General features: G+C 68.6%; 23 protein-coding genes. 12 read left to right on the forward strand and 11 right to left on the reverse strand.

Going from position 1 to position 25,980, the window contains the following annotated elements; all coding sequences use genetic code 11:
- Window positions 1-199: 199 nt before the first annotated feature.
- Genes NFU04_RS05935 through NFU04_RS05945 form a run of 3 tightly spaced genes read right to left on the reverse strand, consistent with a single transcriptional unit; the run spans window position 200 to window position 3,289 of the window.
- A complete protein-coding gene (locus NFU04_RS05935) occupies window positions 200-1,042 on the reverse strand; it encodes a carbohydrate ABC transporter permease (RefSeq protein WP_251308592.1) in 843 nt (280 codons plus the stop codon).
- A 1-nt stretch (window position 1,043) separates the two neighbouring features.
- Window positions 1,044-2,006, reverse strand: a complete 963-nt coding sequence (locus tag NFU04_RS05940; protein ID WP_251308593.1) for a carbohydrate ABC transporter permease — start codon at window positions 2,004-2,006, stop codon at window positions 1,044-1,046.
- A gap of 14 nt (window positions 2,007-2,020) precedes the next feature.
- The gene (locus NFU04_RS05945; RefSeq protein ID WP_251308594.1) at window positions 2,021-3,289 is read right to left on the reverse strand and encodes an ABC transporter substrate-binding protein; all 1,269 of its coding nucleotides are present in this window, start codon (window positions 3,287-3,289) and stop codon (window positions 2,021-2,023) included.
- 430 nt (window positions 3,290-3,719) lie between these two features.
- Between NFU04_RS05945 and NFU04_RS05950 the strand changes: the two genes are divergently transcribed.
- On the forward strand, window positions 3,720-5,174 hold the full coding sequence (locus NFU04_RS05950) for a carbohydrate porin (RefSeq protein ID WP_251308595.1): 1,455 nt from the start codon (window positions 3,720-3,722) through the stop codon (window positions 5,172-5,174).
- A gap of 201 nt (window positions 5,175-5,375) precedes the next feature.
- On the opposite strand, the gene NFU04_RS05955 is transcribed toward NFU04_RS05950, so the two are convergent.
- From NFU04_RS05955 to ehuR, 6 genes are all read right to left on the reverse strand, one after another.
- A complete protein-coding gene (locus tag NFU04_RS05955; RefSeq protein WP_251308596.1) occupies window positions 5,376-6,302 on the reverse strand; it encodes a LysO family transporter in 927 nt (308 codons plus the stop codon).
- Between the two features lie 108 nt (window positions 6,303-6,410).
- The gene (locus tag NFU04_RS05960) at window positions 6,411-7,112 is read right to left on the reverse strand and encodes a hypothetical protein (RefSeq protein WP_251308598.1); all 702 of its coding nucleotides are present in this window, start codon (window positions 7,110-7,112) and stop codon (window positions 6,411-6,413) included.
- Window positions 7,113-7,837: 725 nt separating this feature from the next.
- Window positions 7,838-8,548, reverse strand: a complete 711-nt coding sequence (locus NFU04_RS05965) for a beta/alpha barrel domain-containing protein (protein ID WP_251308599.1) — start codon at window positions 8,546-8,548, stop codon at window positions 7,838-7,840.
- A complete protein-coding gene (locus NFU04_RS05970) occupies window positions 8,545-9,108 on the reverse strand; it encodes an isochorismatase family protein (RefSeq protein WP_251308600.1) in 564 nt (187 codons plus the stop codon). The genes NFU04_RS05965 and NFU04_RS05970 overlap by 4 nt, the downstream gene beginning before the upstream one ends.
- 263 nt (window positions 9,109-9,371) lie before the next feature.
- Window positions 9,372-10,307 (reverse strand): 2-hydroxyacid dehydrogenase, encoded by a 936-nt coding sequence (locus tag NFU04_RS05975; protein WP_251308602.1) that lies wholly within the window; start codon window positions 10,305-10,307, stop codon window positions 9,372-9,374.
- A 13-nt stretch (window positions 10,308-10,320) separates the two neighbouring features.
- The gene (gene ehuR / locus NFU04_RS05980; RefSeq protein ID WP_251308603.1) at window positions 10,321-11,727 is read right to left on the reverse strand and encodes a MocR-like ectoine utilization transcription factor EhuR; all 1,407 of its coding nucleotides are present in this window, start codon (window positions 11,725-11,727) and stop codon (window positions 10,321-10,323) included.
- A gap of 206 nt (window positions 11,728-11,933) precedes the next feature.
- On the opposite strand from ehuR, the gene doeA reads away from it, so the two are divergent.
- The 8 genes from doeA (at window position 11,934) to NFU04_RS06020 (ending at window position 20,995) form a co-directional block, all read left to right on the forward strand.
- A complete protein-coding gene (gene doeA, locus NFU04_RS05985; RefSeq protein ID WP_251308605.1) occupies window positions 11,934-13,133 on the forward strand; it encodes an ectoine hydrolase DoeA in 1,200 nt (399 codons plus the stop codon).
- Between the two features lie 46 nt (window positions 13,134-13,179).
- Window positions 13,180-14,196, forward strand: a complete 1,017-nt coding sequence (doeB, locus tag NFU04_RS05990) for a N(2)-acetyl-L-2,4-diaminobutanoate deacetylase DoeB (RefSeq protein WP_251308607.1) — start codon at window positions 13,180-13,182, stop codon at window positions 14,194-14,196.
- Window positions 14,197-14,388: 192 nt separating this feature from the next.
- On the forward strand, window positions 14,389-14,859 hold the full coding sequence (locus tag NFU04_RS05995) for an Lrp/AsnC family transcriptional regulator (RefSeq protein WP_251308608.1): 471 nt from the start codon (window positions 14,389-14,391) through the stop codon (window positions 14,857-14,859).
- Between the two features lie 191 nt (window positions 14,860-15,050).
- Window positions 15,051-16,520: an NAD-dependent succinate-semialdehyde dehydrogenase gene (locus NFU04_RS06000; RefSeq protein ID WP_251308609.1), complete on the forward strand. Its 1,470-nt coding sequence runs from the start codon at window positions 15,051-15,053 to the stop codon at window positions 16,518-16,520.
- A gap of 72 nt (window positions 16,521-16,592) precedes the next feature.
- Entirely contained in the window at window positions 16,593-18,002 is a 1,410-nt protein-coding gene (locus NFU04_RS06005) for an aspartate aminotransferase family protein (RefSeq protein ID WP_251308611.1), read from the forward strand.
- 101 nt (window positions 18,003-18,103) lie between these two features.
- Window positions 18,104-19,129: a hydroxyectoine utilization dehydratase EutB gene (gene eutB, locus NFU04_RS06010; RefSeq protein ID WP_251308613.1), complete on the forward strand. Its 1,026-nt coding sequence runs from the start codon at window positions 18,104-18,106 to the stop codon at window positions 19,127-19,129.
- 105 nt (window positions 19,130-19,234) lie between these two features.
- On the forward strand, window positions 19,235-20,191 hold the full coding sequence (locus tag NFU04_RS06015; protein ID WP_251308614.1) for a cyclodeaminase: 957 nt from the start codon (window positions 19,235-19,237) through the stop codon (window positions 20,189-20,191).
- A gap of 123 nt (window positions 20,192-20,314) precedes the next feature.
- Window positions 20,315-20,995 carry a haloacid dehalogenase type II gene (locus tag NFU04_RS06020; RefSeq protein ID WP_251308616.1) on the forward strand — a complete coding sequence of 227 codons (681 nt, stop codon included), beginning with the start codon at window positions 20,315-20,317 and terminating at the stop codon, window positions 20,993-20,995.
- A gap of 166 nt (window positions 20,996-21,161) precedes the next feature.
- Here NFU04_RS06020 and NFU04_RS06025 read toward each other — a convergent pair whose 3' ends face one another.
- Together NFU04_RS06025 and NFU04_RS06030 are read right to left on the reverse strand one after the other, a co-directional pair.
- Window positions 21,162-21,731: a carboxymuconolactone decarboxylase family protein gene (locus NFU04_RS06025; RefSeq protein ID WP_251308618.1), complete on the reverse strand. Its 570-nt coding sequence runs from the start codon at window positions 21,729-21,731 to the stop codon at window positions 21,162-21,164.
- An 89-nt stretch (window positions 21,732-21,820) separates the two neighbouring features.
- Window positions 21,821-22,411, reverse strand: coding sequence for a TetR/AcrR family transcriptional regulator (locus tag NFU04_RS06030; protein ID WP_251308620.1), 591 nt, complete (start codon window positions 22,409-22,411; stop codon window positions 21,821-21,823).
- A 155-nt stretch (window positions 22,412-22,566) separates the two neighbouring features.
- On the opposite strand from NFU04_RS06030, the gene NFU04_RS16355 reads away from it, so the two are divergent.
- The 3 genes from NFU04_RS16355 to NFU04_RS06045 all read left to right on the forward strand — a co-directional run bounded on the left by NFU04_RS16355 (window position 22,567) and on the right by NFU04_RS06045 (window position 25,910).
- Window positions 22,567-24,831, forward strand: coding sequence for a hypothetical protein (locus tag NFU04_RS16355; RefSeq protein ID WP_285835122.1), 2,265 nt, complete (start codon window positions 22,567-22,569; stop codon window positions 24,829-24,831).
- A 106-nt stretch (window positions 24,832-24,937) separates the two neighbouring features.
- Window positions 24,938-25,258 carry a hypothetical protein gene (locus NFU04_RS06040; RefSeq protein WP_251308622.1) on the forward strand — a complete coding sequence of 107 codons (321 nt, stop codon included), beginning with the start codon at window positions 24,938-24,940 and terminating at the stop codon, window positions 25,256-25,258.
- A gap of 97 nt (window positions 25,259-25,355) precedes the next feature.
- Window positions 25,356-25,910 (forward strand): DinB family protein, encoded by a 555-nt coding sequence (locus NFU04_RS06045; RefSeq protein WP_251308623.1) that lies wholly within the window; start codon window positions 25,356-25,358, stop codon window positions 25,908-25,910.
- Window positions 25,911-25,980 lie beyond the last annotated feature (70 nt).

Here is a 25,980-nt window from a genome sequence, read left to right on the forward strand (position 1 = left end):
GAAGACGCTGTAAACCCTTCCCTGGGCGCTCGACTTTTTCCTGCGGCGCTCTCGCATCCTGCTCCGCTTGCAGGGCCGGGGTAGGCCATCCCTGGCCTGCCCGTTCGGAGACATGCTCCTCACCCTTGAAAAAGACGCTTCGCTCTGGCCTGCCCCCAGCGCCCCTTGGTCTTTCCACCTGGGGTGGCATCGCATGGGGTTAGCCCTTGACGGCGCCGGCGGTGAGGCCGGAGACGATGCGCTTCTGGAAGATCATCACCAGCACCACCAGGGGCACGGTGACGGTCACCGAGGCGGCCATGATCGGCCCCCAGGGCAGCTCGTGCTGGCTGCCGCCGGAGATCAGGGCGATGGCCACCGGCACGGTGCGCTGGTCGTCGGAGAGGGTGAAGGTCAGGGCGAAGAGGAACTCGTTCCAGGCGGCGATAAAGGCCAGCAGCCCGGTGGTCGCCATGGCCGGCCACATCAGCGGCAGGAACACCCGGGTAATGGTCACCCAGGGAGTGGCGCCGTCCATGATCGCCGCCTCCTCGAGCTCCTGGGGCAGTTGCCGCATAAAGGTGGTCAGCACCCAGACGGTGAAGGGCAGGGTGAAGATGATGTAGCTGAGGATCAGGCCGGCCGGGTTGTTGTAGAGATTGAGCGCGCGGATCACCTCGAACAGCCCGGAGAGCACCGCCACCTGGGGGAACATCGACACCCCGAGGATCACCAGCATCACCGTGGTGCGGCCGCGGAAGCGTACCCGCCCCAGGGCATAGGAGGCGGTGATGCCGAGCAGCAGGGCGATAAAGACCACGCTGATCGAGATCAGGATGGAGTTGAAGATGGCGCGCACGAAGCTGCTCTGGCCGAAGATCGCCACATAGTTGGAGACGTCCAGCGAATCCACCCAGTAGCTCACGGTGAACAGCTCGCCGGAGGGTTTCAGCGAGGTGATCACGGCGTAGTAGAAGGGGAAGACGGCGTAGACCAGAACCACGGCCACCAGTACCCAGAAGCCGAGGCGGGCGATGAGCTTGTTGAGTCGGCGTGAGGTCATGTCATTCGCCTCCCAGTTGCAGGCGGTTGCGGCCCAGGTAGAGGTAGGCCACCGTGGCCAGGGCGATGATCAGGAACAGCAGGGTCGAGGCGGCGCTGCCGTAGCCCACGTCCTGGAACTCGACCAGTTGCTGGCGGGCGTAGATCGACATGGTCATGGTGCTGGAGGCGTTGGAGGTCAGCACGTAGATGACGTCGAACACGCGCAGGGCGTCGAGCAGGCGGAAGATCACCGCCACCATCAGCGCCGGGGTGATCAGGGGCAGGGTCACCCTGAAGAACACCCGGACCGGGTGGATGCCGTCGACCTCGGCGGCCTCGTAGCAGTCCTTGGGCAGCATCTGCAGGGCGGCCAGGGCGAGCAGGGCGACGAAGGGGATGGTCTTCCAGACATCGACCATGATCACCGCCCACATGGAGTAGGTGGCGCTGGCGGTCCAGGCGATGGGGGCGTCGATGATGCCCAGCGTCATCAGCAGGTGGTTGATGATCCCGAACTGGTCGTTGAGCATCCAGGCCCACATCTTGGCCGAGACGATGGTGGGGATCGCCCAGGGGATCAGCACCGCGGCGCGCACCAGCGTGCGCCCCCGGAACTCGGCGTTGAGGATCAATGCGACGATGACGCCGAATACCACCTCCAGGGACACCGAGACCACGGCGAAGAACACCGTGTTCCACACCGAGCGCCACCACATGGGGTCGGTGAGCAGGCCGTACCAGGCGCCGTCGTCGTAGACCAGGTAGTTCTCCAGGCCGATAAAGCTGGCGTCGCCCAGCGCCGAGAGGGTGCCGTCGGTGAGGCTGAAGTAGAAGGTGCGCAGCAGCGGCCAGCCGGCCACCAGGGCCAGGGCGACGAGCATGGGGGCGAGGAAGGTCCAGGCGGCGCGGACCCGCTGCCGGCGGACCTTGGTGCCGCGATAGGGGCGCGCCCTCGTGGGCGCGCTCTGGGTCGTGGTAGTCATGTCGAGCTCCGGGGTCATTTCCAGCGACGCTCGAGGCGACGCAGCTGACCTTCCAGTTGGGTCAGGGCGTCGGGGGCCGACATCTCGCCGGAGAGCACGCTATGGGTAGTATCGAAGAAGGCGTTGGAGACGCGGCCGTAGCTCTCGCCGGTCGCCGCCGAGGGGCGTGCCACGGCGTTGGCGAAGGTGTCGTAGAGGGTGCCGAAGAAGGGCACCGCCGCGAGCACCTCCTCGTCGGCGTAAAGACGCTCGAGGGTCGGGTTGTAGGAGCCCTCGATGGCGCGGCGCTTCTGCTCGGCCTCGCCGGTCAGGAAGGCCACCAGGTCGGCGGCGAGCTCGGGGTGCTCGCTGTAGCGGGAGACCGCCAGGTTCCAGCCGCCTAGCGTCGCCGCGCTATTGCCCCCTTCGCCATGGGGCAGCTTGACCACGCCCACCCGGCCGCGGACCTCGCTCTCCTCGCCCTGGGCCAGCGACCAGGCGTAGGGCCAATTGCGCATGAACACGGCGTTGCCGGACTGGAACAGGCCGCGGGCCTCCTCCTCGGTGTAGTTGAGCACCCCCTCGGGGGTGATGTCGCCGATCCAACTGGCGGCCAGGTCCAGGGCCGCGGCGGCGTCGGCGTTGTTGACGGTGAGGTTGCCCTCGGCATCGACGATGGTGCCGCCGCCGTGGCTGGCCACCCACTCCAGGGCGTTGCAGGTCAGGCCCTCGTAGGCGCGGCCCTGGAACACATAGCCCCAGATGCGGTCGCCGGCGGCCTGTTCGCCGGCCTGGATCTCGCGGGCGATCGCGGTGAGCTCCTCCCAGGTCTCGGGGGGGGCGAAGCCGTACTCCTCGAGGAGATCCTTGCGGTAGTAGAGCACCCCGGCATCGGTGAACCAGGGCATGGCCACCAGGCGACCGTCGACGGTGTTGTTCTCGACGATGGCCGGGAAGTGACCCGCGGCGGCGTCCTCGCCCAATGTCTCGCCGAGGTCGAGCAGGTGGTTGGCCAGCAGGCCCGGCCACACCACATCGATCTGCAGCACGTCGATGTCGCTGGAGTTGGCGGAGAGGATCTGCTGGTAGAGCGACAGGCGCTCGGTGGAGGAGTTGGGGGTGGAGACGATATCGACGCTATGGCCGGTCTGCTCCTCCCACTGGGTGACGCCTTGCTCGCAGAGCTCGAGTTCGACGCCCACGGCACCGCAGGAGATGGTCAGGTCGGCCGCCAGGGCCTGGCCGCCACCGGCCAGGGCCGCGGTGCCCAGGGCGATGGCGGTGATCAATGACTGCTTCGACATATGCTGGAGTCCTCGTCGGAGTGTCTTGTGGATTGTTATGGGGCGTGCGGGACGCTGTCTTAAACGATTAAGCTTTGGGCTCAGTAAAGACCATCGAGCGCGGCCCCATCAACCTAGACTTTTGTCTAGGGAAGAATGGTGCCGACGCCCCCAATGGCGACGGCTCCTAGACATTGGTCGTAATTTCCTCGAGCCGCGTTGAGCAGGAAGACTTAAACGATTAAGTTTCGAGCCTGTCCTCTGCCTTCCGTGAGCCGACTCGTGCCGCAAGACTTAAACGATACAGTGCGCTGAGGTGATTAGGCGCTGAGATGATTAGGCACCGAGCCAATCCAGACGCCGAGCGGAGGGGACAGGGGCCAAGTCGCCGGGAGTCGTGTCTCCGGTGCGCCCAGAACCCAGACAGATAACAATAGGGGAAGCAACGAACATGAATGTCGCCACCTTCAAGGCCCCACTCGCCATCGCCATCGCCGCCGCCGGGGTCGCCCTGGCCGGAACCGCCGCCGCCCAGGACGCTGACCTGGAGCGGCGCCTGGCCGAGCTGGAAGCGCGTATCGCCGCCGCCGAGCAGCGGGCCGAGGCCGCCGAGACCCGCCTCACCTCCGAGGAGGTGGAGGAGCGCCTGGCCCGGGTCGAGCGCCAGGCCAGCGGGGAGGAGGGCTTCTCCTTTAATGTCTATGCTCGCTCCGGGCTGCTGCTGGGCGAGGATCGCAAGAGCCTTCCCGGTGGGCCCTATGTGACCCCGGCGGGCTCCGTGGGGGGCGCCGTGGGCCGCCTGGGCAACGAGCCCGACACCTATGCCGAGGCGATCTTCAATTACCGCATGCGCTTCGATAATGGCGCCCGTGCTCACTACCGCACCATGCTGGCCGACGGGACCACCACCAGCAACGACTGGAACGGCGACTCCAACCTCAACGTGCGCCAGGTCTATGCCGAGTTCAGCGACCTGCCGAGCTTCACCGGCGCCTTCGAGAACGCCTCCATCTGGGCCGGCAAGCGCTTCGACCGCGACAACTTCGATATCCACTGGCTCGACACCGACTTCGTCTTCCTGGCCGGTACCGGGGCGGGCATCTACGATGTCCAACTGGCCGACAGCTGGCGCGCCAACTTCTCGCTCTACGGGCGCAGCTTCAGCGACTTCCCGGTCGATCGCGAGAATCCCGGCCTGACCGACGACACCGACAGCCTGATCCTCACCGCCAACAACTATTTCGGTAACTGGCAGTGGATGGTCAACGGCATCTCGGCCGCCGACAACGACGAGCGCGATATCGGTGCCGGCCAGAGCGCCGCCGACGGCGGCTTCCAGACCATGATCGCCTATCACGGCGATAGCTTCTTCGGCCTGGGGGAGGGCAACTTCAAGGTGGCGCTGCTGCATGGCCAGGGGCTGGGGGCCGAGGTCAAGGGGCTGGGCAGCAACGGTGAGCTGACCGAGGATGCCACCGCCACCCGGGTCGGTGTCTATGGCACCACCTACCTGAGCGCCAACTGGCGCCTCGCCCCGGCGCTGCTGGCCGAGACCAGCGAGGATCGCCTCGCTTCCGGCGACCGCTACGAGTGGGCCTCCCTCAACCTGCGCCTGGCCAACGAGATCACCGAGAACTTCGAGATGCAGTACGAGGGCAGCTACCAGCACATGGATCTCGACCAGGGCGCGGGGGGCAACGCCGTCAGCGGCCACTGGGGCAAGCTGACCATCGCGCCCACCTTCAAGCCCCAGGTGGGCGGCTTCTGGCAGCGTCCGGAGATCCGGGCCTTCGCCTCCTACACCGACTGGGACGAGGAGTTGAACGAGTTCGGGGGCAGCTTCGGCGACGAGGGCTTCAGCGGTGGCCAGTGGAGCTTCGGCGTGCAGACCGAGGTCTGGTTCTAGGCCCGCCGAACTCCGACCGCGCTTGCCGTTTCGAGCTTGCCCGCGTCCCCGGACGCGGGCTTTTCTCGTCTATAGGGAGAGAAAGAACAGGATCAGCGGCGGCGAGAGCAGCGAGAGGATAAAACCGCTGACCACGGCGATGGGCACGCAGGCCACGCCGCCATGCTGTTGGGTGAACTCTGGAAAGCGGCAGGGGAGTTCTTACAGCGACAGGAAGAACAGGATCAGCGGCGGCGAGAGCAGCGAGAGGATAAAACCGCTGACCACGGCGATGGGCACGCAGGCCACGCCGCCATGCTGCTGGATCACCGGCAGGGTGAAGTCCATGGAGGTGGCGCCGCCATAGCCGATGGCCAGGGCCGTGTGGCGGCGGATCAGCAGCGGAATCAGCAGGAAGGCCAGCAGTTCCCGGGCCAGGTCGTTGAAGAAGGCCACGCCGCCGAGCAAGGGGCCGAGCTGGTCGCCGATCAGGATCGCCGAGAGGGAGTACCAGCCGAAGCCGGCGGTCATGGCCAGGCCCTCGCTCCAGCTCAGGCCCAGCAGGGGCGCGGCCAGCAGCCCCGCCAGCAGGGAGCTCGCCGCCAGGGTGGTGGCGATGGCCAGGCCGAAGCGGTTGAGGAGAATCTGCTTGAGCGGCATGCCGGAGTTCCTGAGCTGGCAGCCGATCAACGCCAGCAGGGCATAGAGCACCCACTCCGCCAGGGTCTCGGCGCGGAGAAACAGGGTCTCGCCCAGCCAGGCGCCGCCCACCAGCCCCGCCACCACGCCGAGGATCACCACGCCCACCAGGGCCAGGGAGCCGCCGAGGGCGGCCAGCTTGCTGGTGGGGGCGCCGGCCACCACCGTGGAGGTGCCGGCACTCAGCCCCAGGCGGCGGGAGAGCCACCACAGGGCCGGCAGGTTGCATAGGGCGGTGACCGTGAAGAGCGCCAGGGCCTGGCCGCCCATCCGCGATAGCTGGCCGGCCAGGTCGTCCAGCCCCGCCAGGCCGACCCCCATCAGCAGCAGGATCACGTAGACCGAGGCATTGACGCCGCGGTTGATCCCGCCCAGCAGCCCGGCATGGCGTACCGGGACCAGGTAGCCCAGCAGCAGGGGCAGCAGCACGATCAGCAGGCCGGTGAGCATGGCATCTCCATCGCAGTGGCATCCGAAAAAGGGGGCCTACTTTAGCGATGGGCGGAAATAAAGAGAAATGATTTCCCCTGATGCCTGATAAGCCAGGCTACTGCCCGGCTACTCCGTCAGGGTCAGGGCCTGGAGGGTCAGGCGGTTGGTCGGCTCGCCGTCGCGGCGATACTCCACGCCGAGCAGCAGGCCCGGCAGCTCGGGGTGGAAGGCGAAGACCAGGCGTCGCTCCGGTTCGTCGGGTTCCCAGGCCTCCAGGCGAGTCGCCTGGACCGACTCGCCGTCGGGCAGGCGTCGGGCGACGGGCGCCAGGGGGCGATAGTCGAGGCGCTCCTCGCGCCCCTTGTGATCGACGAAGCGAATCCGGCAGGGCGGTTCCGCTCGGCAGTCGCCGTTGGCGGCACGGCGGGAGAGCTCGAACAGTGCCGCCTGGCGGTCGGGCAACTCGCGCAGCTCGTCGTGGCCCAGGCGATAGTTGCCGCCGATGCCCAGCAGGCGGTAGCCGCTGCTGTAGGCGCTGGCGTTCGGGCCGTCGTCGCCCAGGCGAAAGCGGCTGCGCTCATGGCCGGAGGCCAGGCGAAGGGCGGCGCGCATCTCGCTCTCCCACCAGTCGCCATGACGGCTAAGCCGGTGGCTGACCCGGGCGTCGGGCCAGCCGCTGATCTCCAGCGCATAGTCGGCGACGAAGGGGCGAGGCCGCGGCGGCGTCTCCCGAGGGGTGGCCCGGGCCGAGTCGGGGGCCATCAGCCACAGGGTCAGTAGCGCCGAGATAAGCCAGGTGGCAGGACGATCGCGGGGCAGCAATAGCATGGTGGCTCCTTTCCCGGCCGGTGGGGGCCATGATGAGATACCCTCGGCGGCACGGGGTTCCGCCGCTTGCGCGCTTTTATCGTCAACCGACCTTGCGCCGCAGCCGCTCCAGGCCGGGGCTCAGGGTCACCGGGTAGTCGTTCTCCGGCCCCGCCCGGGGCTCGAGGCGTCGGAGGGACCCGGGCAGGGCCGCCAGCGCCGCGGCGACCCGCTCCCGGGCGGAGTCGGCGAGGGCCATCTGGGCGTCGTCGATTCGCCCCTTCCTCACCAGGGACGCCAGCAGGGGCTCGCCCTCGATGCCCGTCTCGTCATGGCGGGCCAGGGTATCGCCGACCGGACGGCCCTCGGCATCCCGGCGTCGATAGACCTGCTTGGGGCCGGGCAGGTTGATCTTGCCGGGGGAGTGCTTGACCCGCGGCCGGCCGGCATAGGCCACCAGCTTGTAGGAGAGGTCGATCACCGGGGCATCGGCGCTGACGCCCAGCTGGGTGCCGACCCCGAAGCCATCGATGGGCGCGCCCTGGGCCACCAGGGTGGCGATTTGCCACTCGTCCAGGCCGCTGCTGGCGATGATCTTCACGTTCCCGTGGCCGGCCGCGTCGAGTCGCCGCCGGGCGCCCCGGGCCAGGGCCCCCAGGTCGCCGGAGTCGAGGCGGATGGCCGCCACCGAGAGCTCGGGCTCGGCCGCGAGCAGGGCGATTACCCGGTCGACCCCGGCCAGGGTGTCATGGGTGTCCACCAGCAGGGTGGTGTTCGGGTAGTGGCGGGCGAAGGCGGCGAAGGCCTCGGCCTCGTCGTCGTGGGCGAGAATATAGCTGTGCGCCATGGTGCCGCGCAGCGGCAGGTCGTGGCGCAGGCCGCCCAGCACATTGCTGGTGCCCTCCAGGCCGGCGCTGCGATAGGCGCGTACCCCCGCGCACGGCGGCATCGATGCCGTGCATGCGGCGCAGGCCGAAGTCCACCACCGGGCGGCCCCGGGCGGCGATCACCAGGCGCACCGCCTTGGAGGCCAGCAGCGTCTCCAGCTGCACCAGATTCATCAGCAGGCTCTCCAGCAGCTGGGCCTCGGCGATGGGGGCGTCCACCTCCAGCAGGGGCTCGTCGGCGAACACCGGGGTGCCCTCCGGCAGGGTTCGGATCTCGCCGGAAAAGCGCCACTCCCCGAGCCAGTCGAGGAAGGCCGCCTCGAAGAGGCCGGTGGCGCCGAGTTGGGCCAACCGGGCCTCGCCGAAGCGCAGCCGGGGGACCAGGGCCGCCGCGTGCTGCTGGCCGCAGGCCAGCATAAAGCGCCGGGTCGGCGGCAGGCGGCGAAAGAAGAGGCTGAAGGTGGCCCGCTCGGCCATCGCCTCCTTCCAGTAGGCCTGGGTCATGGTCAGCTGGTAGAGGTCGGTGAGCAGGACCAGCTCGTCCTCCGAGACCGTCAGGGGCGCGCTCACTCGAGCACCTCGACGCCGGCCTGGCGCAGCTCATCGAGGCAGGCCCGGCGGCTCGCGGGCGCCACCGCCGCGCTGGCCTCGGCCAGCAGCAGGGTGGCGAAGCCCGCCGCCGCGGCGTCCAGGGCGGTGGCGCGGACGCAGACATCCAGGGCCAGGCCGCAGACCACCACCCGGCGAATGCCATGACGCCGCAGGAAGCCGGCCAGGCCGGTGCCGTCGAAGGCGGAGTAGGCGTCGGCATCGAAGGCGCAGGCCTTGCTGACCCGCACCGTCTCCTCGGGCAGGACCAGGTCGGGATGGAAGGCGGCACCAAAGGTGTCCTGAATGCAGTGGGGCGGCCAGGGACCGCCCTGCTCCCGGAAGCTGACGTGCTCCAGCGGGTGCCAGTCGCGGCTGGCCACCACCAGGGCGCCGGCCTCGGTGGCGAGGCGTATCTCGGCATTGATGGTCGGCACCAGGGCCCGGCCGCCGGCGACGGCCAGGGCGCCGCCCTCGCAGAAGTCGTTCTGCAGATCCACCACCAGCAGGGCGCTGTCGGGGCCATAGGTCACGCGGGTCATGGGACGCCTCCCGAGTCTCCGAGCGTGTACCTATCAGCCTACGCCGCGTCGGTGAGGCTGTGTAGGGGAGCGGGCGACGACTTGGGATGTGGGCGATTGCTGGAATTGCTCAGGGGCGCTGGGGGTAGGCCGGAGCGGAGCGTCATTATCAGGGACGAGAATGCCGAGCGCCCATGGATGGGTTTACAGCGTCTCCGCGAAGTGCCTACCCCCAGGGTAGCCCCGGGCCTCGAGATCAGAAGGGGCCCAGGACAAAAGAGCAATCAATAGCCGGCGTCGGGGTCGATCGTCGCCTGTGGCGTTCCCGCCTCGAAGGCCTCGAGGCTCTCCACGACCTGGTCCAGGGCCGCGCCCAGGGGAGTGGGGCCGGCCATATGCGGGGTCACCCAGACCCGCGGGTGCGACCAGAGCGGGCTATCCGCGGGCAGCGGCTCCTCCGGGAAGGCGTCGAGCAGGGCGCCGCGCAGCCGCCCCTCGGCGTCGCCGGGACCCAGGGCGTCGAGCAGCGCCGCCTCGTCGATCAGGCTGCCGCGGCCGGGATTGATCAGGCTGGCTCCCGCCGGCAGACGCGCCAGGGCCCGGGCATCGATCAGCCGCTGGGTGGCCGGGGTGTCCGGCAGCAGCAGCACCAGGCTCATCACCCGGCCCAGCAGGGCCTCGAGCCCCGCCTCGCCATGGTGGCAAACGATGCCGTCCAGCGACTTGGGCGTGCGGCTCCAGCCATGCACCGGGAAGCCATCGGCGGCGAGGCTCGTGGCCACCTTGGCGCCGATGGCTCCCAGACCCAGCACCCCCACCGGCCAGTCGGCCTTGTCCACCATGGCGTGCTCGCGCCACTCGGCACGGGCCTGTTGGCGGCCGTAGCGGTCGAAGTCGCGCTGGAAGTGCAGCACGCCATAGCGCACATAGTCGGCGATGGGGCCGGCCATGCCGGCATCGCGCAGCTTGACGATGGGCACCCCCGAGGGCAGGCCGGGGTTGTTGAGCAGCGCATCCACCCCGGCCCCCAGGTTGATGATGCCCTTGAGGCGGGTCTGTTCGCGCAGCAGGCCCGCGTCGGGCTTCCAGGCCACCAGGTAGTCGGCGTCGCGGCGCTCGGCCTCGGGGGCGGCGCTGGTCACTACCTCTGCCTCGGGCAGGCGCCGGGCCAGGGCATGGCGCCACTGCTCGGCGTCGTCGCTATGGACCAGGATCTTCATCGTGACTCCTTGTTCAGTAGACGATCTGCATCATGGGGGGCGGGGTGTCTTCCAGCAAGGTCGCGAGCCGGGTCAGGCCATCGGCTAGGCGGTCGATATCCTGCTCCGCTCCCAGGCTAAGGCGCACCCGCCGCGGCGGCGGGGTCTGCTCCACCATAAAGGGCACCGCCGTGGTCAGGGAGAGTCCCTCCTGCTCGGCCTGTTGCTGCAGCTCCTCGGCGCGCCAGGCCTGGGGCAGGGAGAGCCACAGATGCAGGCTGCTGGGGCGCGACTGGAAGGGGTGGCCGGCGAAGATCTCGGCGGCCAGGCGCTGGCGCTCGGCGAGCATCTCGCGTTGCTCCAGGGCCAGGGTCTCCAGGGTGCCGTCGGCCAGCCACAGGTCGGCCAGCTCGAAGATCAGCGGCGTGGCCATCCAACTGGTGGCGCGTAGCCGCGGCAGGGTGTGATGCACCTGCTGGCGGGGCACGCTGAGGTAGCCGGCGCGCAGCCCCGGCAGGGTCACCTTGGTCAGGCTGGTGACATGAAAGCCCTGGCGGGGAAGGCGGGCGCACAGCGGCGTCAGGCCGGGGGACTCGAGCAGGGCGTGGACGTCGTCCTCGATCAGCCATACCTGGTGGCGTGCCAGCACCTCCGCCACGGCATCGCGGCGTGCCTCGCTCATGGTCGCGCCGGTGGGGTTGAGCTGGGTTGGAGTCAGGCAGACCGCCCGGGGACGAAAGCGTCGACAGGCGGCTTCCAGGGCCTCCGGCACCACGCCCTCCGCATCGATGGCGACGCCCCGTAGCTGGAAGCCCAGGGTACGGGAGAGGGCGATCAGGCCATGGTCGGTGAGGGCCTCGGTCAGTACCAGGTCGCCGTGCTGCACCACCGTGGCGATGGCCAGCATCAGGCCGTGGGCGGCGCCATTGCAGAGGATGCGCTCCTCGACGCCGCCGGGCACCTTGAGGCGTCCCAGCAACCAGTCATTGGCCCGCTCGCGTTGATGGAGCAGGCCGGCGATGGGGCGATTGGCGGCCAGCACATCGGGATGGGCGCGCTCGGCCAGTTCCACCAGGGCCTCGCGAAAGCGCCGATGATGGAGGGGGGGGCAGACCGGGTGGGCGATGGAGAGGTCGATCAGCGGGTTCTCCAGCCGCGGCTCGGGGCTGCGCAGGTATTCCGACTCCCGGGCATCGTCCAGGGCATTGACCCAGGTGCCGCTGCCCACCCGGGCCTGGACCAGGCTCATCCGCTCGGCCTGGGCATAGGCCCGGGAGACCGTCTGCACGCTGACGTCCAGGGCCTCGGCCAACTGACGGTGAGGCGGCAGCCGGGTGCCCGGGGGCAATTCGCCCTGACGGATCGCCTCGGCCAGGGCCTGGGCGATATCCAGGTACTTGGGGCCCTCGTTGCTGAGGTAGGGAGTCAGGTCAATTGTCATGATCCAATAAAGCCTTTGACGGGGAGCTCAGCGCTAATGCTAGTATCCACCCTAAGGTGATTGACCGGTAATTGTCATGCAAAAAATTATGAAAAGTCATGACAATTATAACCACCGGTTTGCGATAAACAGCCACCCCTGCAGCTCGGCGGCCACATACGGAGGGCCGGCCGGTTCCGGCGATCTTTGATGGATTTCACGACGCCATGATCGAGGTTTCACTGCCCTTTACCCGTGAGGAGTACGCCAACCGTCTGTGGAAGGTGCGTACCGAGATGGCCAATCAGGGGATCGATATGCTGTTGATCAGCGATCCCTCCAATATGGCCTGGCTGACCGGCTACGACGGCTGGTCCTTCTATGTGCACCAGTGCGTGCTGCTGGGCCTGGAGGGCGAGCCGGTCTGGTATGGTCGACGCATGGATGCCAACGGCGCCCTGCGTACCTGCTGGATGGATCCGGACAACATCACCTACTACCCGGATTACTACGTGCAGAATCCGGAAATGCACCCCATGGATTACCTGGCCCAGTCGATCATCCCCGACCGCGGCTGGCATGAGGGGGTGATCGGCATGGAGATGGACAACTACTACTTCTCCGCCAAGGCCTACCAGAGCCTGTTGCGGGAGTTGCCCCATGCCCGTTTCATGGATGCCAACTCCCTGGTCAACTGGTGCCGGGCCATCAAGTCGAACCGCGAGGTGGAGTACATGCGGGTGGCGGCGAAGATCGTCGAGGGCATGCACACGCGGATCCTCGAGGTGATCGAGCCGGGGCTGCCCAAGAGCAAGCTGGTCTCGGAGATCTATCGGGTCGGCATCGAGGGCTGGACCGACGAGACCGGCCGGGTGTTCGGCGGCGACTACCCCGCCATCGTCCCCATGCTGCCCACCGGCAAGGACGCGGCGGCCCCTCACCTGACCTGGGACGACAGCCCCTTCCGTCGCGGCGAGGGCACCTTCTTCGAGATCGCCGGCGTCTACAAGCGCTACCACGCCCCCATGTCGCGCACCGTCTTCCTGGGCAAGCCGCCCCAGGAGTTCATCCGTGCCGAGTCGGCGCTGCTGGAGGGCATCGAGAATGGCCTGGCGGTGGCCAAGCCCGGCAATCGCACCGCGGATATCGCCATGGCCCTGGGCGCGGCCATGGACAAGTACGGCTTCGACCGCGGCGGTGCCCGCTGTGGTTACCCCATCGGCATCAGTTATCCGCCGGACTGGGGCGAGCGCACCATGAGCCTGCGCCCCTCCGACGAGACCATCCTCGAGCCCGGCATGACCTTCCATTTCATGCCGGGACTCTGGGAGAACGACTGGGGCCTGGAGATCACCGAGAGCATCCTGATCACCGAGACCGGTTGCGAGACCCTGGCCGACTTTCCGCGCCAGCTATTCGTCCGCTAGGCGCTAGATTTGCCCCGCGCTTGAAGAGAACAAGGAGTCCTAGACCATGACCAAGCGTCCCAGCCCCATTTCCGCCACCGTGGACTTCGCCGCGGATGGCGTCCAGCACGGTTACCTGAAGCTGCCGATCTCCAATGACGAGTCGGCCTGGGGGGCGGTGATGATTCCCGTCGCCGTGATCAAGAACGGCGAGGGCCCCACCGCCCTGCTCACCGGGGGCAACCACGGCGACGAGTACGAGGGCATCACCGCCCTGCTGAAGCTGGCCAGCGAGCTGAAGGCCGAGGATATCCGCGGCCGGGTGATTATCGTGCCCACCATGAACGCCCCGGCGGCCCAGGCCGGCAAGCGCACCTCGCCCCTGGATGGCGGCAACCTCAACCGCAGCTTCCCCGGCGACCCGGACGGCAGCGTCACCGAGCAGATCGCCGACTACTTCACCCGCGAGCTGGTGCCCCTGGCCGATGTGGTCCTCGACCTCCACTCCGGCGGCAGCACCCTGGATATCGTGCCCTTCGCCGCCTCCCACCACCTGGAGGACAAGGCCCTGCAGCGTCGTGCCCTGGAGGGCGCCATCGCCTTCGGTGCGCCCACCGCCATGCTGATGTTCGAACTCGATGCCACCAAGCTCTTCGATACCGCGGTGGAGAGTCAGGGCAAGGTGTTCGTGGCCACCGAGCTGGGTGGCGGCGGCACCACCACTCCGGAGCGTCTGGCCATCACCGAGCGCGGCATCGAGAACTTCCTGATCCACTTCGGGCTGATGGAGGGCGAGGTGACGCCTCCCGCCGAGCCCCAGGTCTATGTGGATATGCCCGATGCCAGCTGCTACGTGCAGAGCGAGCACGGCGGCCTGCTGGAGCTCACCGTGGCGCTGGGCGAGCGGGTCGCCAAGGGCCAGTTGATCGCCCGGGTCCATGACCTGACCCGCACCGGCGCCGCCCCCGTGGCGTACCATGCCGGCCGCGAGGGGATGCTGGTGGCACGTCGTTTCCCCGCACGGGTCAATATGGGGGACACCATCGCGGTGATCGCCGAGGTCGTCGAGCGACTCGAGGCCTGACGAAAAGAACTCTGCCCATGAGCGGAAACGGGGCGCTGGGGGGCAGGGCAAAGCGAAGCGTCTTTTTCAGGGACGAAAAAGTCGAGCGCCCATGGATGGGTTCACAGCGTCTTCGCGTGGCCTGCCCCCAGGTTAGCCCCGCTTCCCGCCGCCTGTGACGGGTGACCTGGCCCGCTGCTACTGAGGAGCCCAATGAAGCTTGACCGTTACGATCTAAAGATCCTCGAGATCCTGGCCAGGGATGGCCGCATCACCAAGTCACGCCTGGCCGAGTGCATCAACCTCTCGGTCAGCCCCTGCTGGGAGCGGGTCAAGCGCCTCGAGAAGGCCGGCATCATCGAGGGCTATGGGGCGTGGATCAACGCCCGGGCGCTGGTCAAGCGCACCCCGGTCTGGGTCCAGGTGGAGCTCAAGGCCCATAATGCCGAGAGCTTCCAGCGCTTCGAGCGGGTGGTGCGCGATACCCCCGAGGTCACCGAGTGCGTGGCGGTGGGCGGCGGCGTCGACTATCTGCTCAAGGTGGAGGCAGACTCCATCGACGCCTACCAGCGGCTGATCGATGGCTGGCTCGCCTCCGAGGTGGGTATCGAGCGCTACTTCACCTATATCGTCACCAAGCAGGTCAAGCAGGTGCCGCCGCCCCTGGAACTGGCGCCTCAATAGCCCCCATCGGCAGGCCCAGAAAAACTTCCTGTGGCCCGCCGGGAGACAAAAAAAACCGCATCGTCCCGCGGTCCTATCGAAAAGTCTCCCCTGCCCTTAGCCCTTACCCTGAGCACATGGACGGTTTGATACCGTCGACGTGATTCGACCACCGTGGCGGCCCGCCGCCACGTCGTCCGGGGAGGTGACCCATGAAGCTTAATGATCCGCGCCTACTGCGTCAGCATGCCTATGTGAACGGCAAGTGGACCCATGGCGATGGCGGCCGCGAGGAGGCCGTGGTGGATCCCGCCACCGGCGAGACCCTGGGACATATTCCCTGGCTGGAAGCCGAGCAGATCCGCGGTGCCGTGGACGCCGCCGAGGCCGCCTTCGTGCACTGGCGGGCGCTGCGCGCCGATGAGCGCTGCGAGCGCCTGCTGGCCTGGTACGACCTGATTCAGGCCAACCGCGAGGACCTGGCCATTATCATGACCCGGGAGCAGGGCAAGCCGCTGCCCGACGCTCGCGGCGAGGTGGAGTATGGCGCCAGCTTCGTGCGCTGGTTCGCCGAAGAGGGCAAGCGCACCTATGGCGAGACCATTCCCAGCCATATTCCCAATGCCGCCCTGGGCACCATCAAGGAGCCGGTGGGCATCGCCGCCCTGATCACGCCCTGGAACTTCCCGCTGGCGATGATCACCCGCAAGGCCGCCGCGGCCCTGGCCGCCGGCTGCCCGGTGATCGTCAAGCCCGCCGGCGAGACGCCCTTCTCGGCGCTGGCCCTGGCAGAGCTCGCCGAGCGTGCCGGCATTCCCGCCGGTATCTTCAGCGTGGTGCTCGGGGAGCCCGCCGAGGTGTCGGAGATCCTGTGTGCCGAGGAGCGCGTCAAGGCGCTCTCCTTCACAGGCTCCACCCGGGTCGGCCGCCTGCTGCTGCAGCAGAGCGCCCATACCGTCAAGCGGGTCTCCCTGGAGCTGGGCGGCAATGCGCCCTTTATCGTCGGCCCGGACATGGACCCCAGGGAGGCGGCCTTCGCCGCCGTGGCGGCCAAGTTCCAGACCGCGGGTCAGGACTGCCTGGCGGCCAACCGCATCCTGGTTCATGAGTCGATCCATGACGACTTCGTCGCCCATTTCGCCAGCCGCATGGCGGCCCTGACCCTGGGCAACGGCCTGGAGCCGGAGGTGGACCTGGGTCCGCTGATCCACGGACAGGCGGTGGACAAGGCGTCGGCCATCGTCGACGACGCCCTCTCCCAGGGCGCCACCCTGGTGGCCGGCGACCAGTCCCAGGCCCCGGGCCCCAACTTCTTCGTGCCCACCCTGCTCACCGGGGTGACGCCGAAGATGAAGGTGTGGCGCGAGGAGAACTTCGCCCCGGTGGCCGGCGTCACCGCCTATGGCGATGACGACGAGGTGATCGAGCTGGCCAACGACACCGAGTATGGTCTGGCGGCCTATGTCTACACCCATGACATTCGCCGCATCTGGAAGCTGCTGCGGGCCCTGGAGTACGGCATGGTCAGCGTCAACTCGGTGAAGATGACCGGTCCCCCCGTGCCCTTCGGCGGCGTCAAGCAGTCCGGGCTGGGCCGCGAGGGCGGCAATACCGGGATCGACGAATACCTGGAGACCAAGTATTACTGCCTGGGGGCCCTGGGCTCCGTTTCCGGTAGCTAATTCCTTTTTTCTGAATTCGATGAACATTCTCCCCGGCGGGACGCCGGGGAGCCTAGCCAAGAGAGAACCGCCATGAGCCTGCATCAGCAACTGATCGACCGCGACCGCAAGGTCACCTTCCACGCCTCTACCCACCTGCGCGACTTCGCCCATGGCGATGCGCCGGGCCGGGTGATCACCGGCGGTCAGGGCATCACCATCGTCGACAAGGACGGCCGCGAGTTTATCGACGGCTTCGCCGGGCTCTACTGCGTGAATATCGGCTATGGTCGCAGCGAGGTGGCGGAAGCCATCTACGAGCAGGCCATGAAACTCTCCTACTACCACACCTATGTGGGGCACTCGAACGAGCCGCAGATCGAGCTCTCCGAGAAGATCCTCGAGCTGGCCGGTCCCGGCATGTCCAAGGTCTACTACGGCATGTCCGGCTCTGACGCCAACGAGACCCAGCTCAAGATCGTGCGTTACTACAACAACGTCCTGGGTCGCCCGCAGAAGAAGAAGGTGATCTCGCGGATGCGCGGCTACCACGGCTCGGGCATCGCCTCCGGCTCCCTGACCGGGCTCAAGGCCTTCCACGATCACTTCGATCTGCCCATCGAGACCATCCGCCACACCGAGGCGCCCTACTACTACCATCGGGCCGCCGAGCAGCAGGGCATGACCGAGCGGGAGTTCTCCGCCTACTGTGCCCAGAAGCTCGAGGAGATGATCCTCGCCGAAGGCCCCGAGACCGTGGCCGCCTTTATCGGCGAGCCGGTGCTGGGCACCGGCGGCATCGTGCCGCCGCCGGAAGGCTACTGGGAAGCGATCCAGGCGGTGCTGGCCAAGTACGACGTGCTGTTGATCGCCGATGAGGTGGTGTGCGGCTTCGGGCGTATCGGCACCGACTTCGGCAGCCACCACTACGGTATCAAGCCGGACCTGATCACCGTGGCCAAGGGGCTGACCAGCGCCTACCAGCCGCTCTCCGGGGTGATCGTCGGCGACCGCGTCTGGCAGGTGCTGGAGCAGGGCACCGGCGAGTTCGGCCCCATCGGCCACGGCTGGACCTACTCCGGCCACGCCCTGGGCTGCGCCGCTGGCCTCGCCAACCTGGCGATCATCGAGCGGGAGGGGCTGACCCGGAACGCCGCCGAGACCGGGGCCTACCTGCAGAGCCAGATGCAGGCCGCCTTCGGCGACCACCCCATCGTCGGCAACGTGCGCGGCGTGGGCCTGCTGGCGGCCCTGGAGTTCTCCGCCAATCCGGCCAAGCGCGAGCACTTCGATCCGGCCCTCAAGGTCGGCCCGCGGATCGCCGCCGCGGCCATGGACGAGAACCTGATCGCCCGGGCCATGCCCCAGGGGGACATCCTCGGCTTCGCGCCGCCGCTGACCATCAGCCGCGCCGAGGTGGACGAAGTGGTGGCCCGCGCCAAGCGCGCCGTCGACAAGGTGGCCGACGAGCTGACCCGCAGCGGCGAACTCAAGGCCAGCTAAACCGGGCAAGCAGGCAGGCGCCGGGGGGGATCCCCTCGGCGCCTTTTTTATGCCACGCGATCTACCCTGTTCCTTAGTGAGACGAAGGAGGCTAGCCGCCGATGCATGAGTGCGATGCGGAAGTGAGCCTGGCGATGATCTATGCCGCCCGCCGACGTTTGGCGGGCCGGGTGGTGCGCACGCCGCTGATTCGCTCCCGGGCGCTGTCGCGGCGTTTCGACGCCGAAGTCTATCTCAAGCTGGAGACCTGCCAGCCCACCGGCGCCTTCAAGCTGCGCGGCGCCACCAATATGCTCGGCGCCCTGATCGAGCGCCATGGCCGGGAGGCCCTGGCCCGGGGCGTGACCACCGCCTCCACCGGCAATCATGGCCGGGCGGTGGCCTATGCCGCCGCCGAGCTGGGGATTCCGGCGGTGATCTGCCTCTCGAGTCTGGTGCCCGACAACAAGGTCGCCGCCATCCGTGACCTGGGCGCCGAGGCGCGGCGCTGCGGCGCCAGCCAGGACGCGGCCTTCGAGGAGGTGGCGCGGCTGGTGGCGGAGGAGGGCATGACCCTGATCCCGCCCTTCGACGACCCGCGGATCGTCGCCGGCCAGGCGACCATCGGCCTGGAGCTGATGGAGGACCAGCCGGCGCTCGATCGGGTGATCGTGGGCCTCTCCGGGGGTGGGCTGCTGGGCGGCATCGGCGCCGCCATCAAGGCGATTCGCCCCGCCACCCGGATCACCGGGGTCAGCCTCTCGGCGGGGGCCGCCATGTGGGAGAGCCAGCGGGCCGGCCATCCCGTCGCGGTGGAGGAGGTGGCGAGCCTGGCGGACTCCCTGGGGGGCGGCATCGGCCTGGACAACCGCTGCACCTTCGCCCTGGTGCGGCGGGTCATGGACGACCATTATCAGGTCTCGGAGGCGGCCATCGCCGCGGCCATGGTCCGCCTGCTGGCCGAGGAGAAGCTGCTGGTGGAGGGGGCCGCGGCGGTGGGCCTGGCGGCCATCGAGGCCCATGGGCTGGAGATCCGCGGCCAGAAGGTGGCGCTGATCCTCTCCGGTAACGGGGTGGCGCTCGAGACCTTCGATCGCGCCCGGGCCCTGGCCAATGCAGGGGGCGCTCGGCATGCTCGTTCCCGATAATGACGCTTTGCTCTTGCTAGCCCTCGGCGCCGCTTATCCTGGTGGCGGCCCTCGGCCGGCTGGTCACTCTGGCGACGGCTTTGTGTTTGGCAGAGGAGGAGTGTGATGCAGCTTTTCTATCGTGATGCGATTCGTCAGGCCGTGGGCCTGGACCTCGAGGCCCTGGCGGCGGTGGAGGCGGGCTTCGCCGCCCTGGGGCGCGGCGAGGTGGTGCAGCCGCCGATCCTCTCCATGGCCATCGAGGAGGCCAACGGCGAGGTGGACGTCAAGACCGCTCATATCCGTGGCGCGCCGCGCTTCGCCATCAAGGTCAGCCCCGGCTTCTTCGATAACCCCAAGCTGGGCCTGCCCAGCCTCAATGGCCTGATGCTGGTGTTCTCCGCCCGGACCGGCCTGGTGGAGGCGGTGCTCTTCGACGAGGGCTACCTGACCGCGGTGCGCACCGCCCTGGCCGGGGCCATCGCCGCCAAGCACCTGTCGCGTCCCGATAGCCGGCGGGTAACGGTGCTGGGGGCCGGCGAGCAGGCCGAGCTGCAGGTCCAGGCGCTGCGCCTGGTGCGGGAGGTCGAGCGAGTCGATGTCTGGGCGCGGCGCCACGAGGCGGCCGAAGCCTTCGCCCGGCGCCTCGCAGACCAAGGGCTCGAGGCGCGGGCCCACGACAGCGTGGCCGCGGCCTGTGCGTCGGCGGATATCGTGATCACCACCACGCCGTCGCGCCGCCCCATCCTGCATGCCGGCGAGCTTCCCGAGGGGGTGCATATCACCGCCATGGGCTCGGATAGCCCCGGCAAGCGGGAGCTGGACGAGTCGGTGCTGCACCTGGCCGGCGCCTTCGTCTGCGATACCCGGGCCCAGAGCGAGAGCAACGGCGAGCTCCAGGCCCTGGCGACCAAGGGCGAGCCGCCATCCAGCGTCTACGAGCTGGGGCGGGTGATCGCCGAGGGCTGGCGGCTACGCAGCTCGCCCCGGGATATCACCGTCTGCGATCTCACCGGCACCGGGGTGCAGGATACCGCCATCGCCGGCTTCGCCCTCGAACGACTGGCCCGGGTCGGCGACTGAGGCTCCCGTCCCGGGTCTCCCAGCCCGGGCTCGGTTGATAGGGCGTGACCCGCGCTCCCTTGAGCGGGGAGCAGCGCTGGCCCATGCTGGGTGACACCCTGATTTGTCCTGGAGTCGAGTTTTATGCGTCGGGTTATCGCCTTCGATGTCTATGGCACCCTGATCGATCCCCACGGGGTGGTCGTCGAGCTGGAGGAGTTGCTCGGCGACCGCGCCCTAGCCTTCTCCCAGCGCTGGCGGGACAAGCAGCTGGAATACAGTTTTCGCCGCGGCCTGATGGGCGCCTACGTGGATTTCGCCCAGTGCACCCGGGAGGCGCTGGAGTTCACCGACCGCGCCTTCGGCGGCCCCCTTGGCGAGCATCAGCTGGATCGCCTGATGACCCATTACGCTCGCCTGCCCGCCTACCCCGAGGCGGCCACCGCCCTGGCGCGGCTGCGTGAGGCGGGCATCACCTGCGTGGCCTTTTCCAATGGCGCTCGCGAGACGGTGGCGGCGCTGCTTTCCCAGGCCGGGCTCGCCGAGGCCTTCGACGATATCGTCAGCGTCGACGAGATCAAGCGCTTCAAGCCCGACCCCGCCGTCTACGCCCACCTGCGTTACCGCCTGGAGGCCCCGGCGGAGGCCACCTGGCTGGTCTCCAGCAACCCCTTCGACGTGATCGGCGCCCGTCATGCCGGCCTGCATGCGGTCTGGGTGCGGCGCCTAGCGGAGGCCCCCTTCGATCCTTGGGGAGGCGAACCGGACCTGACGGTCACCGACCTGGAGAGTCTAGCCGAGCGCCTAATTGGCCGGATGGAGTGACGCCTTAGGAGCGGCGAGCCCCTCTCTAACCGGCACGGTCACCGACCTGGCAAGCCTGGCCGAGCGTCTGATTGGCCGGATGGAGTGACGCCTTGGGTGCGGGCGCCTCTCTCTAACCGGCACGGTCACCGACCTGGCAAGCCTGGCCGAGCGTCATAAGCGCGGCTTATCCCTGCCACGCATGATCGGCGAAGGCGTCATCCAGTTCGGGGTGGTTGACGTGGTTGGCGTAGTTGGAGAGCGTCTTGACCGCCAGCGCCAGCACGATCTGCAGCACCTGCTGCTCCGCGAAGCCGGCATCCAGAAACGCCTGGACGTCATCCCGGCCGGGTTTTCCGCGGGTCTCGAACATCACCCGGGTGAAGCGGCTAAGGGCCGCGAGGCGCGCGTCGGGAATCGGCGTGTCGTGGCGCAGTGCCTCGAGGACATCGGCCGGGACCTGGGACATCTTGTCGGCCAGCATGCTGTGGGCCGACATGCAATAGTCACAGCCATTGAGGCGACTGATGGTCAGGAATACCACCTCCTGCTCGGGCGGGGCGAACCCGGAGTCCTGGCGGAACAGCTCGTAGCCGTGCAGGTAGGTGTCCAGCACGCCCGGGGCATTGGCCATGCCCTCGTACATCCGGGGCACGAAGCCCAGCTTGGCCTTGGCTTCCTCGAGCAGCGGCCTGGCCTTGGCGTCGGCGCTGTCCAGGGTCTGGGGAGCCAGTTGCATCTTGTAATCGGCGGTCATGGCAATCTCCTTGATATCGGGGGGATCGTGGGTCCTGCGGTGGCGCCATATATGGAACGATCGATCCATATATGGCGAAAAAAAACGTCTTATCGGCGCAGGGTTTCGAGCAGTACCTCCACGCCCCGGCGGGCCTGGCCGGCATCCGCGCCGCTCTTCAGCAAAGTCCTGAGCCCCGCCATGCCCATCGTCAGATAGCTGGCCAGCGCCTCGGCATCGCGGTCCGGGGCGATATGGCCCTCTGCCTGGGCCTGGCATATCGCACGGTGAAAGATTTTGCTGATAGCGGCCAGGCTCTGCTGCGCCTGGCGTGACGGCAGGTCGTCACGCTGGCCGAGTTCGCCGGCGGAGTTGAAGATCAGGCAGCCCAGGGCGGCCCGCTCGCTGCCGGCCTCGTCGGCCGTGTCGTGGAAAAGCGCTTCCAGGAACGCCATGGCGGAGGGCGCGGCCTCGAGCCGGCGACCGAGCCGCTCGATCAGGCTCAGGCGATAGCACTGCAAGGCCTCGAGGAACAGCTGTTCCTTGTTGCCGAAGGCCTGATAGAGACTGCTGCGTGAAATTCGCATGGCCGCGAGCAGGTCACGGGTCGAGGCGCGGTCGTAGCCGCGCTCCCAGAAGACCCGTACGGCGGCGCCGATGGCCTCGTCGGGGCTGAAGGTGATGGGGCGTCCTCGTGTCATGCCGGTTAATTTAGTACTGATCGATCCATTAATCAAATATGCGATAGATCGCACTCGAGTGGCTATCGCTGTAAGGAGCGAGGCTGGGCGACGACCTAACACCAGGGCCCAGCAGGCTAGGCACCCCCGGGCCACAGGACGGAGAGGAGACCCGAATGATGGAGCAGCATTCGCCGGCGAGACGTTTCTGGTTGGGCGGCCAGCGCGCCGATGAGCAGGATCGCTTCTTTCGTGAGGCCCTGGAGTCCCGGAGTTGGCAACCGGGCGACGAGACCCACTGGGACGCCGCCTGGGTCACCGGCATGCCCGACCCGGCGCACTTTCAGCGGGTCTCGCCGCGGCGCAAACTCAATCACTTTCCCGGCAATGCGGCGCTGACCGTCAAGAGTCGCCTGCACCAGAGCCTGGCCGAGCTGCGCAGCCGGCTGATCGACGGCTACGGTGCCGACAGCGAGTTCGCCGCGCGGCTCGACTTCTTCCCCCGCGCCTATGTGATGCCCCGGGACTACCATGCCCTGCAGCAGGTCGCCGAGGCAGACCCCGAGCGGCGCTGGATCCTCAAGCCCACCAATGCCTCCAAGGGCAAGGGCGTGCGGGTGCTGCGCGATGTCGCCGAGGCGCCCCTGGCCCGGGACTGGCTGGTACAGGAGTACCTGGCCAATCCCCATACCATCCGCGGTCACAAGTATGTGCTGCGCCTCTATGTGCTGATCAGCTCCCTGGCGCCCCTGCGGGTCTATCTCTACCGCCAGGGCTTCGCCAAGCTCGCCTCCGAGCCCTGGGACCCGGAGGACGCCGACAACCCCTTCAGCCAGCTGACCAATCCCGATATCAACGCCCGAAACGAGCGCGCCGAGGTGCCGGTGGAGTTTATCGACCTCGAGCGCTACCGGGCCTGGCTGCGCGACCAGGGCCACGACGACGGGGCGCTCTTCGCCCGCATCGAGGACCTGGTGACGCTCACCGTCATCGCCGCCGTGGATGCCCTGCGTGGCCGCACCGCCGAGGCGGGGGCCGACCCCCGGGGCTGTTACGAACTGCTGGGTCTCGACTGCCTGGTGGATGACACCCTCAAGCCGTGGATCCTGGAGTGCAACCTCAGCCCCTCGCTGGGCATCTGCGCCGCCCCCGAGAGCGGCGGCCGGAGGGAAGCGGCGGTCAAGGAGAGCCTGGTGCGCGATCTGGTGACCCTGGTGGATATTCCCGGCGAGCAGCCACCGGCCGAAGGCGGTGCCGAGGATGAACCGGCTGCCTGGTTGGCCGAGGCCCGGGCGGAGCTGGCCCGGGCCGGCGGCTTCCGGCGCCTGCTGCCCGCGGCCGCGCCGGAGCGCTACCTGCCCTGCTTCTCCCTGCCCGACCGTGCCGACCTGGGCCTGGCCGAGGCGCTGGGCGAGGGGCTGGGCGAGGGTCCCCTGGCCCCGCCCCGCCTGGTACGGCGCCGGGCCACGGAGCTGATCGCCGGGGAGCAGTTGGCGCTACACGACTCCGCTCGGGATCGCCTCTATCGCCTCAACGAGACGGCGTCACTGATCTGGCTGCTGGCCACCGAGGGGCTCGCCCCCGAGGCCATCGTCGCGGAGCTCGCGCGGCTCGCCGCCGAGGGCGAGGCGCCACCCGAGCCGGCGACCCTGCGCCGGGAGGTGTGGCAGACCCTGGGCGAGTGGTGCCGCCTCGGCCTGCTCTGCCAGGGCGAGGCCGGCGCCGATGCCGTGCCCGAGGCGGATGCCACCCGCCTTCCCCGGCCGTCTCGTCATCGCCTCGACTTCGCTGGGCGGCGCTGGTGTCTGGAGGTCGCCGATAGCGCCGCCCTCGCGCGCCTGGCGACGGCCTTTCCCCTGCGGGACGCCGAGGCCGATGCCTTCCCGCACCTGTCGGTGCTGCGGGAGCCCGGGGCCGGTTATGCCCTGGCCGCCGAGGGGGAGTGGGTCGCCGGTCGGCTCGGCCTGACTCACCTGGCCGGGACCCTGAGGCGGCAGCTGTTGCATCGCGCCGCCGCCCCCGACCGGCCGGTGGTGGAGGCCGAGTTGCTGAGCGATGGCGCCGACGGTGGCGTGCTCTGCCTCTATGCCAGCGACGCCGCCTGGGCGGCCGCGCTGGTCGAGGCCCTGGCCGGCGAGACGCCCGCTGGCTTCCTGCGCCTGCACCAGGAGACGCCGGCCCGGGGCGACGCCCTGTCGCCTGAGGCCGTGCGGCCGATTGGGCTGCGGGGGGTGCTGCTGGTCGACGCGGGAGCCGCGACAGCGACGCCCCTGGATCTGCTCGCGGCCCTGTTGCCCCGGCTGCATGCCACCGACGCGGGGACTCCCCAGGCAGTGCTGGACTGGTTGGCCGGGGTGCCGGCGCGACGGGTCAGCACCCGGGCAGAGGCCGAGGCGCTGCTGGCCGAGTGGCTGACACCCTCGGCGGCGGTCGGCGACTGAACGAATCCGGGGTGGCCCGCCCTTCGGCGGGGCACCACGGGCGAGGCCGCGACGGGCGGCCGGCCTCGCCCGGCATGATGCCGCCCACCGGAAAACGAGGAGAAGCATGATGACACCACAAGAGGAGACCCGTCGCAGCCTGCTGGCGCGCCTGGGGCGCGGCCTGGGCTATGCGGCCCCGGCGATGCTGCTGGTGGCGAGCGGCCTGACGACCCAGGCCGTGGCCACCGAGGCCATGGACACCGCGGGCTACACCAGTGGCCAGGAGGCGCCCCTGATGCTCGCCGAGGCCAGTGCCGAAGCCGAAGCGGAAGGTGAAGCCGAGGCCGAAGCAGAAGCCGAGGCGGAAGGTGAAGCCGAGGGGGAAGCAGAAGCCGAAGGAGAAGGTGAGGCCGAAGGAGAGGCGGAAGCCGAAGCCGAAGGTTAGTGGCAGAGAAGACGGCGAGCCGGCGTGATTTCATGCCGGTTTCGCCGCGGTTGACCCGGGGGGCAGACCGCCCTCGGGGGATCAATGGAGAGACGCCATGACGCATCATCCCGCCGTCGATCTGGGCGGCCTCGTGGAGGAGAATCGCCAGGTCCTCGACCAGCTATATGACTTCCTGGACGGCCTCACCCCCGAGGCCTATGCGAGTCCCCTGGGGGGGAGCACGGCGCAGAGCCTGGGCAAGCACGTGCGCCATATCATCGATCACTATGACGCCCTGCTGGCCGCGGTGCCCGCCGGTCGCCTGGATTATGAGCATCGCCGCCGCGAGGCCCGGCTGGAATGCTCTCCCGGGGAGGCGCGACGACGGCTGCGGGAGATTGCCACGGCCCTGGAGGCACTGGGTCATGCCCCCGGAGACACCGCCCTGATCCTCGACTATCCCCTGGATGGCGGGCGCAGGCGCTGCCTGGCCACCGGCCTGGGGCGCGAGCTCGCCTTCCTGACCAGTCATACCGTCCACCATATGGCGCTGCTGGGGCTGCTGGCCGAGGGGCTCGGCCTGACCTTGCCTGAGCCCTTCGGCATCCATCCCTCCACCCGGCGCCACCGGGAGGCGCAAGCACGATGCCAAGAGCGACGACGCGCCTGACCCGCTCCTCACTGGCGTTCTCGTCATCGGCTCTGCCGAGTGCCCAGGTCGCCGATGAGACCGGGGGCCG

The sequence above is a fragment of the Halomonas sp. NCCP-2165 genome (assembly GCF_023708045.1).
GTDB classification, from domain to species: domain Bacteria; phylum Pseudomonadota; class Gammaproteobacteria; order Pseudomonadales; family Halomonadaceae; genus Bisbaumannia; species Bisbaumannia pacifica.